General features: G+C 57.5%; 9 protein-coding genes and 1 pseudogene. 7 read left to right on the top strand and 3 right to left on the bottom strand.

Annotated elements, in window-relative coordinates; genetic code table 11:
- Positions 1-95: 95 nt before the first annotated feature.
- The 3 genes and pseudogenes from AO277_RS06745 to AO277_RS06755 form a co-directional block, all read right to left on the bottom strand.
- Positions 96-1736 (bottom strand): annotated as a pseudogene (locus tag AO277_RS06745) (PAS domain-containing protein); the annotation flags it as partial.
- A gap of 31 nt (positions 1737-1767) precedes the next feature.
- On the bottom strand, positions 1768-2589 hold the full coding sequence (locus tag AO277_RS06750; RefSeq protein WP_044319792.1) for a phosphate/phosphite/phosphonate ABC transporter substrate-binding protein: 822 nt from the start codon (positions 2587-2589) through the stop codon (positions 1768-1770).
- A gap of 292 nt (positions 2590-2881) precedes the next feature.
- Positions 2882-4012, bottom strand: coding sequence for an ROK family transcriptional regulator (locus AO277_RS06755; protein WP_005730206.1), 1131 nt, complete (start codon positions 4010-4012; stop codon positions 2882-2884).
- Positions 4013-4177: 165 nt separating this feature from the next.
- Between AO277_RS06755 and AO277_RS06760 the strand changes: the two genes are divergently transcribed.
- From AO277_RS06760 to AO277_RS06790, 7 genes are read left to right on the top strand one after another with little or no spacing between them, the layout of a single operon-like run.
- Complete coding sequence (locus tag AO277_RS06760) at positions 4178-5494, top strand: extracellular solute-binding protein (protein WP_044319793.1); 1317 nt, start codon at positions 4178-4180, stop codon at positions 5492-5494.
- Complete coding sequence (locus AO277_RS06765) at positions 5491-6384, top strand: carbohydrate ABC transporter permease (protein WP_044319794.1); 894 nt, start codon at positions 5491-5493, stop codon at positions 6382-6384. The genes AO277_RS06760 and AO277_RS06765 overlap by 4 nt, the downstream gene beginning before the upstream one ends.
- Positions 6381-7274, top strand: coding sequence for an ABC transporter permease subunit (locus AO277_RS06770; RefSeq protein WP_044319795.1), 894 nt, complete (start codon positions 6381-6383; stop codon positions 7272-7274). The genes AO277_RS06765 and AO277_RS06770 overlap by 4 nt, the downstream gene beginning before the upstream one ends.
- Positions 7271-8377: an ABC transporter ATP-binding protein gene (locus AO277_RS06775; protein WP_044319796.1), complete on the top strand. Its 1107-nt coding sequence runs from the start codon at positions 7271-7273 to the stop codon at positions 8375-8377. The genes AO277_RS06770 and AO277_RS06775 overlap by 4 nt, the downstream gene beginning before the upstream one ends.
- A 6-nt stretch (positions 8378-8383) precedes the next feature.
- Positions 8384-9145, top strand: coding sequence for a glycerophosphoryl diester phosphodiesterase (locus AO277_RS06780; protein WP_044319797.1), 762 nt, complete (start codon positions 8384-8386; stop codon positions 9143-9145).
- The gene (locus AO277_RS06785; RefSeq protein WP_003431801.1) at positions 9142-9885 is read left to right on the top strand and encodes an inositol monophosphatase family protein; all 744 of its coding nucleotides are present in this window, start codon (positions 9142-9144) and stop codon (positions 9883-9885) included. The genes AO277_RS06780 and AO277_RS06785 overlap by 4 nt, the downstream gene beginning before the upstream one ends.
- Complete coding sequence (locus AO277_RS06790) at positions 9885-10997, top strand: endo-1,4-beta-xylanase (protein WP_044319798.1); 1113 nt, start codon at positions 9885-9887, stop codon at positions 10995-10997. Before AO277_RS06785 ends, AO277_RS06790 begins: the two co-directional genes overlap by 1 nt.
- Positions 10998-11497 lie beyond the last annotated feature (500 nt).

Raw genomic sequence — 11497 nt, forward strand, 5'->3', positions numbered from 1 at the left:
ACGATCAGATGAAATTTCATAACGGTCAGTCATGATGGCCCTCTTGGCAACCAGAGGACATCATTTTAACCAAGGCGACTTTTCAGACAAACCCTAAGAAACCAGCGATTAGGCAGATGGGTGAGCGAATCATTTTCGGCCAGATAGATTAGCTTTTTCTTGGCGTCATACCGCTCAAGCGCGGCGGCCAACAGGTTAGCAAGTGTTTGAAGGTAGCTCACATCTTCACGTGTAAAGGAGTAGTCAGTGCTGGCATACACCCCAAGAACGCCCTTGAAAACCTCCCTGCAGGATATCTCAATCTCTAGACCACTTCTAATACCGCAAGCCTCCACTGTTTCACCCGGCAGCAGCGTGTACCTGTTATCAGGTGTATCAGAATTAATGACACACCCGGTGGAAGAAGCAGTACCGTTCAAAAAATCATTGTGATAACCACCGCGGACTTCCACGTGGTTCAAGCCAACCTCCGCGTTGAGGATGACCCCATGACTCACTCGATCAACGACTAATAAAGCCGCCTTGCTCAATGTTAATCCTTGCGCTGCAGTCAGTGCTGCCAGCTCACCCAGCGCACTGACGTTTTCTTCTGTCAATGCCTGCTGACCAAACAAGGCGATAAGGTTTTGCCTTCTGGAGTTATCCAGAATCGCGACCTCAAACTCCTTTCGAACAGTAATATCGATATCGATGCAAATATATTTTTCAACGCCGCCCATGTCATCGAGAATAGGTATTATGGTGCGTCGATGCCATGCTTCCTTACCGGTACGCCCCGAAAGCCTGACCTCACCGTTCCACACCTCATTTTCAGGTACCCATCGCCACGGCTCAGAGGCTGAAGACATGCCGGTCCAGACTTCATCGATCTTCAGCTCTAAAAGCTCAGCTCGCGAATGCTGCGAGCTTTTTACGAATCGTTCGTTAACGTAGGTGATACGTCCGGAGGCCGAAACTTCGCAAACGATTGAAACTTCATCAAGGGCATTTTTATGCTGCACCAAGGTATTCATCAGCGAGTCGATACGCAGGCCAAAGTGATTGCGCATACTGGCGGCAGTACGGTTTACCGCTTTTATAGCCTCCTGTATTTCCATGGGGGCATCAGCGACCAACATAGCTTCAGCGGCCACTGCGCCCGAAGCGATTTCTGCCTCATACGAATGAAGTTTGCCCAGATGGGCAAGCGAACGCTTGATCATGACCCCCATTAAAATCAGACTGATCAGTAAAAAAAATACTGCAAACAGTGTCGCCTGAATCACCAGGCTATAGAGTTCGGTAGCAATTCTCTCGGCATTAAAAGACAGACGCATCACGCCATAATCTTTCCCGCCGACCGTAATCGGGCGATTGACATCGAATAATCTCGCAGCGACTTCGGACTCTATCCACGCAGGGGCCCTTCCAACAGGCGCACTGGCTGGCTGCAGGCGAATGACGCCACCCGACAGGTCAATGAACATGGCCGACTTGAACGGCGAGCGAGCCAAGGTTTTTTCGAGGGTCCTTTTGATGGTGTCGTAATCGCCGATGACGACGCTTTCCTCTACAGCTTGCGCGGCGACCTCGATCAGCATGTTAGCGGTGTCTTGTATCTCTTCAATATGCTGAAGCAGCTGGTTTTTATAAAACAGCCCCAGCCCTGTCGTCAAAAAAGTCAGTATCAGAATAGATAACATCGCCAGTATTCGCGACGTCAGTGATTTGGGCAGCAGGCTTTTAAAGAAATTCATTAACAGCCTCTCCAGCTAAAGTTGAAATTATTTACTTAAGGTTTGCTGGCAAACTGTTATAAAAATCACGATAAGACGTATAATCCGCTTCCGTCGCAGGAATGAAGGTAATCGGTGCCGGTGCATGGACCAGCTCGGTCGCCTCACGAAGAACCCTGCTACCGTCGGGATCGTTTTGCATATTAAAAAATGCGTTGGCTACCGCATCACGTTCTTTTTTAGAAACCCGAGGGGATGCCATGAGGGCCAGGTCATTGAACGAGGCCGAACTCCACAGCACGCGGAACGACTTGCCTTCTCTCTCAGTGTAGCCACTTACAAGCTGTGAATTGGCCCCCATCGCTTGAGCCTTGCCACTAAAGAGTTGGCTGAAAGCGCCATCCATGTTTCCGGCAAACACGGTAGACGTACTGATCCCTTTCTTTACCAATTCCGAGTTTGTGACTTTATAAGCGATGAACGCTTCCGGTCCCGGATACACAACTTCCTTGCCCTCTAGCTCCGAAAGGCTATAAATGGGCGAGTCGGCAGGTACCACGATCTGCCCCTCGAGGGCAGGCGCGTCACGGCGACCAAATACCTTCCAGCCCATCTTGTCGCGTTCCGGGCTAAAAAGATGGTTAGTAAAAGCGAAATCAACTTCTTGCGCGAGCACATAACTTGTTGTATCAGAGGATGTTCGACCTAATTTCAGCGTGAGATTCACGCCGCTTTTGTCGGACACATACTTTATGATTGGATTCCAAAAACTGGCTGAAAGATTAAGATTGTACTGATTGACAGGCGAAAAATTGTAAACCTTAAGTTCTTCAGACGCGGCCAAATTTGACAAGGAAAACGACAGGACAACCATTATAGCTTTGCAGCCCAGGCATAACTTCACTTGTCAACTCCACATGCAGACTAACGTCTTACCCAACGGTGATGAGCAATAACTTAAGCTCAGTAATATAGTATGATCGGCCGACAACCTTGAATCTTAAGCACCGACTGCATGAAGAAATATTAATCGGCCAGCCCATACACCTGCCTGCCGCGGCTGCGCGATAGTCTTGAACTGTACAGGCCGAGGTGGCTTCTTCTGCATGACCATTGCCTCGGCCGCAACGTGCAGTACCCAGCAATGAGTTATTGCTGACGACAGATCAAACAAAAAACCGCTCTTTTAACGGCACCAGTGCCGCCCCGATAGCCGCCGCATCGCCATTGGTCTCACTCAGCAATAACTGAGGCCGAGGCGGTGGCGCGTTGTAGCGGTGGGCTCCCCAGAAAGTCGTTGCCGCAATCAGGCGTCTGCCCAGCTCTGGCGGTAATTGCCCGCCAAACACTACCGCCTGTGGATCGAACAGGCCCGCCAGTGCGTTAACCAGACGATCCAGGGTTGGTTTGACGCGTGCCAGCCAGGTGTCCACGCCGGGCCAGTCAGGGTCGAAGCGCAGGCGCAGGTCTTCGATTGAATCTACCTGTACGCCGTTCTGATGCAATTCATCCAGCAGGTAACGCAAGGCCGGACGGTTTATCGACTCTTCGTCGTTGTAGAGGGTGATCTCGCCCGCGTTGCCGTGGCTGCCGAAATACGGTTTGCCGTTGATCACCACGCCTGCGCCGAAACCGAAGTTGAACGACAGGTAGATGAAGTTGCTGGCCCAGGCCCCCACGCCCACCAGGCTTTCACCGATGGCCGCAGTGGTGGCGTTGTTTTCCAGCCAGACCGGCATGCCGAAGCGCTCTTCGAGTATCGGTTGCAAGTCAATCAATGACCAATCGCGCAGCGGTTCGGGTGCGTTGATCTGGCGGTTCTCAAGAAAAAAACCGGCGATGGCGAAGCCCATGCCAATCACTCGTTGCGCCTCGATGCCATTGCGTTGAAGCATGCGTTCGATGGTCTGATCAAGCGAATCCAGCGCGCTGTTGCGGCTCAACGGCGGCGTACGCAAGGTGACCTGTTCCAGCACATTGCAGCCCAGATCGGCGATGCAGACCACTGCCGAATCGGTATTGATCGATACGCCGATGACATACACCGCCTCGTTGACCAGCTCAATGCGCGGGCTGGGCTGACCACGGCCGTTCTTCACTCGCTCGCCGCTGCGCAGCAGGCCTCGGCTGATCAGTTCTTCGATCAGGCGGTGCACCGACTGCTGAGCCAGGTCCATCTCGGTCGAAACCGTGGCACGGGTGATCACACCTCGACGGCGAAGGATATCCAGCAATTTGCGTTCATTCAGGCTCAGCGGTTGGTGCGCATGAAGTGGCGTATCGAGGTCGAGGGGCATGGAATCTACAAATCAGGGGAGGATTAAAACAGTGGGCGTGTAAAGCAGTGTATCGCCCGCCACCCATTGCACACTTCCATCATGAAAATTTAATAAAAGTCGCGCAGGTCACAAATACTACACACAAGCTGTATTAAATGGCACTGAGTTCTCGTGGGTGTCCTCATGCCTTTCATCAGTAAGACGCTTTCCATGCTGGCGCTGCTGCCGTTCGCTGCTCAGGTCTTCGCCGCCCCCGCCGAGTTCTGGTATAGCCACGGCGGCGCGGCCGGAAGTGCCATCGCAGATTTGTGCAGAAGCTTCAATGCGCAGCGTGAGGATGGGGATCGCCTGCACTGTATCCGCCAGGGCAGTTATGAGCAGACGCTGCAGAAGACCGTCGCAGCGTACCGCGCAGGCATAGGCCCGGCGCTGGTCGAAATCTATGACGTGGCCACGCCTGACATGCTGCTGGGCGGTGCCACTCTGCCTGTCGAGGCCATCATGGCCGGTCATCAAAGGGCCTATTCCGACGACACCTTTCTGCCAGCCTTGCGCCGCTATTACTCCGATGATCACGGCGCTCTGGCGGCCCAGCCTTTTGCGGCGTCCACCGCCGTGCTCTACACGCACCGAAATGCCCTGGCCGCGGCAGGTATCAGCGAGCCCCCCGCCACTTGGGAAGCATTTGCTACCGCCTTGCGGGCCTTAAAGAAAAACGGCCACGCATGCCCTGTCGTCAGCGAATTTTCGCCGTGGATCTGGCTGGAGCAGACCAGTGCAGCGCAAGGCACCGAAGTTGCGGTTCGCGCCGCTGGCACCGAACGCTATCAGTTCGACAAAGGTGCCCACCTGCGCTTGATGAACGACTTGGCGCAATGGACCGCCGAAGGTCTGGTGGTGCACGAGGATTCGACCCGCAGCGGCCAGCAGGCGCTGGCTTTCGCCACCGACGACTGTGCCATGCTGATCGACTCCACCGGTGCCTGGAATATCGTGCACAGCACGCTCAAATCCGATATCGATGTCACAGCACTGCCGATTTACGCCAACACCCAACGCCGTACCAACGCTCCCGGAGGTTCCTCGCTGTGGGTGATGCGTGGGCATGCCGCTCGGGATTACCGGCTGGTCTCGGAGTTTCTGGCGTTCGTACTGCAACCGGATAATCAGTTGGTATTCAGTGCCCGGACCGGCTACCTGCCAGTTACTCAGGCGGCAGCGGCACGGTTGCAATCCGCAGGCAGAGAGCCGTCGGCCGTAATGGTCGGGCTTGCGGCACTTCACGACATTGACGGCCAGCCTTCTAAGCCTTTGCGCTGCGGCTTTATCACGCTGATGCGTCTTGTTTGGTCGCAGGAAATGGAAAACGCGCTCGCCGGTCGCCAGAGCGTTGAACACGCCCTGCGTCAGACAACGCTGCGTGCCAACGAATTGCTCAGTCTGTTTCAGCAGATGCATCAGGCCCAGGCCAGCAACGAGTCAGACGGGGCAACGCCATGAAGCCTCGTGCGCATTTTCCGCAACCGCGCCTGGCGCTGCTGTTTGCCCTGCCCCAATTGCTGGCACTCGGGTTGTTCTTTTATTGGCCTGCAGTCCAGGCAATCTGGTGGTCGTTTCATCTGGTGCCGCCCTTCGGCGGTAACGAAATCTTTGTCGGCCTGAGCAACTATTGGCGAGTGTTGAAAGACCCTGGTGTGCTCGCGTCGCTAGGCTCGACGCTGGTGTTCAGCCTGTCGAGCGTTGTGCTTTCGATCCTCATCGCACTGGTGCTTGCGCTGTGCCTTGAACTGAAACTGCGCGGCAACGCAGTGTTTCGCAATCTGCTGATCTGGCCCTACGCGGTATCGGGCGCCACCATCGGCATTGTCTTTCACGTGCTGGCCAATCCGGTGATGGGTATTTTCGCCTGGCTTAACGCGATTGCCCCCGGCACCTGGGCACCCTACGCCAGCCCGATGCAGAGCATGTTGTTGCTGATCGTGGCGTATGCGTGGTGCCTGGTGCCGTTCAACTTCGTGATGCTGGTCGCCAGCTTGAAGTCCGTCCCCGATGACTACCTCGCCGCCGCCGCACTGGATGGAGCAGGCCCGTTGCGACGCATGCTCGACATACAGCTGCCGCTGATTGCGCCCTATCTGCTGTTCATGTTTGTCATCGACCTGCTGGAAAGCCTGTCGAACAGCTTCGGACTGGTCGACACCCTCACCCACGGCGGGCCCGGCGATACCACCAATGTGCTGGCCTACAAGATTTACACCGACGGTTTCATGGGCCTGGATCTGGCAGGTTCGTCGACACTGTCAGTGCTCATGTTGCTTGCAGTCGTAGCGCTGAGCATCGCTCAGTTCAAACTCTTGTCCCGCTTCCAGCGCCGTGGGGTGAAAGCATGATCGAGCGTCACCGGCTGATCGACGCGGGCGCTTACCTGCTGCTGACGCTCGGGTTGGTGTTCGCGCTGGGGCCGCTGTACGTCGCAGTTTGCTCGGCAACTGTGAGCAACCCACAACTGTTCGCCCACGGCCTTGCGCTGATACCCGGCGACCAACTGCTGGAGAACCTGCAACAAGTCACCCGACGCCTCGACCTGCTGCGCTTGCTGGGCAATAGCCTGCTGGTCGCCACGCTGGTGGTAATCGGCAAGCTGACACTTTCGGCGCTGACAGCATTTGCCGTGGTGTATTTTCGCAGCCGCTACACCTCGGTGATCTTCTTTGCCGTGCTGGGCGCTCTGCTGCTGCCGCTGGAAGTACGCATCATCCCCACGTATGCGGTGGCCAGCGACCTGCTCGGACCGCTACGCAACCTGTTGCAATGGCTGGGCATCCAGTGGCTGCCGGTGCCGACCATCAACCTGCTCGACAGCTACACCGGGCTCGCCTTGCCGCTGATTGCCTCAGCCACCGGCACCTTTCTGTTCCGGCAGTTTTACCAGACGCTGCCCGCCGAACTGGTCGAGGCCGCACGTATGGACGGTGCCGGGCCCTGGCGTTTTTTTGTCGACATTCTGCTGCCGCTGTCGAAGACCAACTTCGCGGCACTCGGCACGCTGGTGTTCATCGGCGCGTGGAAAGACTACCTGTGGCCGCTGGTCGCGACCAATCGCGAGGACATGCGCACGCTGGTGCTGGGCGTCGCCAGCTTTCTGCCGACCGATGCAACCCAGGTCCCCGAATGGAACCTGCTGATGGCCGCCGCCGTGGTCAGCATGCTCCCCCCCCTCCTCGTCATTGCGCTCATGCAGCGATGGTTTGTCAAAGGTCTGATCGGAGTCGGTAAATGAACGCGCTCACCCCTATTGCCTGCGCGCCGGATATCGTCCTCAAGGGCCTGCACAAAACCTATGGCTCAGGGCACATCCTTCATGGGCTCGATCTGGTTTTCAAGGCGGGCGAGCTTAACGTCATCCTCGGCCCATCCGGGTGTGGCAAGTCCACGTTGCTGCGCACGGTCGCCGGGCTGGAGGATGTCAGCCAAGGACAGATTCTGATGGGTGGCCGCGACGTGACGCGTCTGCCGCCCAAAGAACGCGGCTGCGCCATGGTGTTTCAGAACTACGCGCTCTACCCGCACATGAGCGTCGCCGACAACATCGGTTACGCGCTGAAGCTGGCACGCATCTCACGCAAGGAGCGCGAACAGCGTATTCGCGAGTGTGCCAGTTCGCTGGGGCTGGAGGAGTTGCTGCAACGCAAGCCCGGAGAGCTTTCCGGCGGTCAGCGTCAGCGCGTTGCGATCGGTCGGGCGCTGATCCGCAAACCGCCGGTGCTGCTATTCGATGAACCGCTGTGCAATCTGGACAGCGCGCTGCGCCATGAAATGCGCCTGTTGATTCGTAACCTGCACCAGCAGACCGGTGCGACGATTCTGTATGTCACCCACGATCAGACCGAGGCCATGACCCTCGCCGAGCGTGTGGTAATTATCAACAAGGGCCGTGTCGAGCAGATCGGCACGCCCACCGACATCTACGATCAACCCGCCAGCATATTCGTCGCCAGCTTCATCGGCACCCCGCCCATGAACCTGCTGCCTGTGCACTGCCTGGACGACAACGTTCTGATCCTGGCCGACGGACAACGCCTGCCCATCAAACTCGGCATTGCCAGCAACCGGACAGGCAAATGGCTGATGGGCCTGCGCCCTGAGACTGTCGTGCTCGGCCAGACAGGCGTCACCGCCACCGTGGAGTCCTCCGAAAATCTCGGCAGCCACAGCCTGCTGTATTGCCAGTTGGCCGGAACACGCTGTGTTGTCAGTCTCGCCGAACGGCAGCATCTGATGCCCGGCACCCAGATTCGACTCACCATCCATCCCGCGCCCTTGCTGTTCGATATCGAGAGTGGCCAACGCCAGCTCGTTTCCTTCTCCCAAACCACCAAGTGACCCGCCATGCTCAAACCTGCGCCCCTCGTCCGCTCGTCCCTGATTGCTCATCGTGGTGCCAAGGCTTACGTGCCGGAAAATACCCTGCTGGCCCTGGAGAAAGCCGCCGAGTGCGGCGCCGAGTGGGTCGAGATCGACGTGAAGCTGACCCGCGATGGCCAGCCTGTCGTGATTCACGACGACTTGCTGGACCGCACCACCAACGGGCGCGGCGCTGTCGTGCTTCACGAACTTGAGGCCATCCGCAAACTGGACGCGGGCAGTTGGTTCGCGCCTGAATTCGCCGGCCTGCAGGTGCCGACCTTCGAAGAGATCGTGGCCTGTGCGCTGCGCCTCAACCTGGGCTTGCAGGTCGAACTCAAGCCGACCATTGGCGACGATGTCGAGACGGCGGAAGTGGTGATGCCGATCCTCAAAAATCTGTGGCCCGCCGACAACGATCGGTTGTTCGTCTCCAGCTTTTCGGTGCGCTCGCTAACGGCCGCGCGACGCTTGTGGAACGATGTACCGCTGGCTATCGCCTCCGTGGTGGCGCCTGCCGACCCGGTCGCGCTGTTGGCCGAATATGACTGCCGAATACTTCACGTACTTGACGATATGCTCGATGACCATCACCTTGTTCGCCTGAAAAGCAGCGGCGTCGAATTCGCCGTGGCTACCATCAACAGCCCGAAACGTGCGCACTACCTGCTGGAACATGGCGCACAGTCGATTCTCAGTGATTACCCGGACCTGTTGAACCTGCCGAACGGAGGCTGTCTGCAATGAACAACCGACTCAGCGTCGCCATGCAAGCTGTAGAAAAGGCCACTGGCCTGGCCATGGCGTATTTTAACGACCGCCACACCCTCGACATCACCACCAAAAGCGCACAAGACCTCGTCTCCCGCGCCGACTTCGAAGTGGAGCAACTGCTACGTGCAGAACTGAGCAAACACTTCCCCGACGATACAATCCTCGGCGAAGAAATGGGCGGCGAATTCATCACCGACGGCTGGGTCATCGACCCCATCGACGGCACCGGCAACTACCTGCGCGGCACCCCATTGTGGGGAATCGCGGTGGCGTACATGTCGGCAGGTGAACCCGAAATCGGCGTCGTCGCCTACCCGGCATTGGGCTACACCCTCGCAGCCCGCACGGGCGATGGCTTGCTGCGCAACGGCGTCCCTTTTGTCCGCCCTCAACCTCCCGAGCACCTGCGCATCGCCGGCGTCGGCGAAAACACCCGCTGGGACGCCGAAGAGATGGGCAAACTGCACCTGAGCCTGCGCCGACAGGGCTGGGGCCTGGCAGGCTATCGCTGCGCAACCATAGGCCTGGCGTTCGCCGCGTTGGGGCAAACGGATGGGTACATGGAGAAATTCACCAGCCTGTGGGACATCGCGGCAGGCGCAGTGATTTGTCGAGAAGCTGGATTGCTGTGCACGATTGAAGGCGAGCAGAAGCAAGGGTCAATGACTGTGATGGTCGGGCGTGAGGAGTTGATGGAGATTTTTGGTGCGTAATGCGCCGGGCTAATCGACGCAGTTTTCTGACTGCGTTTGTCCGCCTGCTGGCGTGCCTGCCCTTCGTCAACAGCAGGCTGCTGGCGGCAGAAACCTTTCCCGCATTGCGCCAGCCTGCAGCCGAGAAAGGTATCCGGTTCGGCTTTGCGGTTGATCCGGCAAAGCTGAATGACGATGCGGCCTATCGGCAACTGGTCGCCCGTCAGGCCAGCATCGTAGTGCCAGAAAACGCCTTGAAGTGGCAGACCGTCCACCCCGAACCAGAGCGTTACAACTTCGCACCCGCCGACGCAATCGCGGCGTTTGCGAAAGCGCATGAACAGCGTATGCGCGGCCACACTTTCTGCTGGCATCGCTCTTTACCCGACTGGGTTCACCAAACCGTCACCCCGACGAACGCCGAAGCGGTGCTGACGGCGCACATCAGTACCGTCGCCAGCCATTATCGCGGTCTCATCAGCGCATGGGACGTCGTCAACGAAGCCATCCAGTTGGAGGATGGCCAGCCTGACGGGCTGCGCAATTCATTCTGGTATCAGATGCTAGGGCCTCGCTATCTGGACATAGCCTTCAAGGCTGCGCACAAGGCCGACCCGGACGCCCTGCTCTGCTACAACGATTACGGCCTGGAAAAGGATACCCATTACGGCGAAAGCAAACGCACTGCCGTGCTCGCCCTGCTGCGCGGGCTCAAGCAGCGCGGCATTCTGATACACGGCTTGGGCATTCAGTCCCATCTGCGTGCAGGCGACACATTTGGTCCGGGCCTTTCCCACTTTATTCTTGCAGTGCGTGATATGGGGTTGTCGATCCACATCACGGAACTGGACGTCGACGACAGCCACTTCACGGGGTCCATCGCAGATCGTGATGGATCAGTTGCAGCGACTTATAAGCGGTATCTCGACGTGGTGCTTGCCACGCGCTCGGTATCTACCGTTATTACGTGGGGGGTTTGGGACAGCCCGCATGTTGCAGGCGCCACGGCCAGCAACGGGCCGTTGGCACAGCGGGCATTGGCGTTTGGCCCGCGAGGTGAGGTGAAGCCGGCGAGCAGGGTGATCGCGCATTGTTTCGAAAACGCGCAAACACAGAAGGATGCGCGGTTTTAGGCGTCAAGGCAGCAGTGCTGCCATAGTGGTTCAGCGCTTTCTGATACCTGAAAACGACGAAGCCCCCGATAAACGGGGGCTCCGGGTCTGGACCTGAACAGCAGGGTCCAGCGATATCCTAGAACGGTTCTACTCACTAAAAAACTGTCAACAACGCAGATTTCCTTTTAGATCAGGCCTGTAGAGTTCAGCAGCGTGACAGCTTTCAAAAAACCGTAAACACAGCGAGACTTGAGGCACGAGTTGTTTACATATTCCTGATTCAGTTCGTCGCCCGCTAGCCCGCAACCGGACCGCGACTGCCAAGTCTGGGCGGTCCTAGACGACACAAAAACGCGCTCACGCTCACCCGGTTAATGACCTTTTCAACTGCAGGAGCAGGCCATGGGATTCCCGGGCGCACATTTGTCGCAATGGGTTTCCCAAGCGAGGTTGAACCGCCCCGGGTTTCTCGGAGACTCCAACCTTTGAGAGGATGGAGCGATGAAAAAACTACCGAA

This window comes from Pseudomonas amygdali, from assembly GCF_002699855.1.
Taxonomy (GTDB): domain Bacteria; phylum Pseudomonadota; class Gammaproteobacteria; order Pseudomonadales; family Pseudomonadaceae; genus Aquipseudomonas; species Aquipseudomonas amygdali.

Bases quoted from the DNA above. Each gene is read 5' to 3' on its own strand.
- AO277_RS06785 (WP_003431801.1), top strand. From the start codon at position 9,142: ATGAACAACCGACTCAGCGTCGCCATGCAAGCTGTAGAAAAGGCCACT.
- AO277_RS06760 (WP_044319793.1), top strand. From the start codon at position 4,178: ATGCCTTTCATCAGTAAGACGCTTTCCATGCTGGCGCTGCTGCCGTTC.
- AO277_RS06755 (WP_005730206.1), bottom strand. From the start codon at position 4,012: ATGCCCCTCGACCTCGATACGCCACTTCATGCGCACCAACCGCTGAGC.
- AO277_RS06765 (WP_044319794.1), top strand. From the start codon at position 5,491: ATGAAGCCTCGTGCGCATTTTCCGCAACCGCGCCTGGCGCTGCTGTTT.
- AO277_RS06770 (WP_044319795.1), top strand. From the start codon at position 6,381: ATGATCGAGCGTCACCGGCTGATCGACGCGGGCGCTTACCTGCTGCTG.
- AO277_RS06775 (WP_044319796.1), top strand. From the start codon at position 7,271: ATGAACGCGCTCACCCCTATTGCCTGCGCGCCGGATATCGTCCTCAAG.
- AO277_RS06780 (WP_044319797.1), top strand. From the start codon at position 8,384: ATGCTCAAACCTGCGCCCCTCGTCCGCTCGTCCCTGATTGCTCATCGT.
- AO277_RS06750 (WP_044319792.1), bottom strand. From the start codon at position 2,589: ATGGTTGTCCTGTCGTTTTCCTTGTCAAATTTGGCCGCGTCTGAAGAA.
- AO277_RS06790 (WP_044319798.1), top strand. From the start codon at position 9,885: ATGCGCCGGGCTAATCGACGCAGTTTTCTGACTGCGTTTGTCCGCCTG.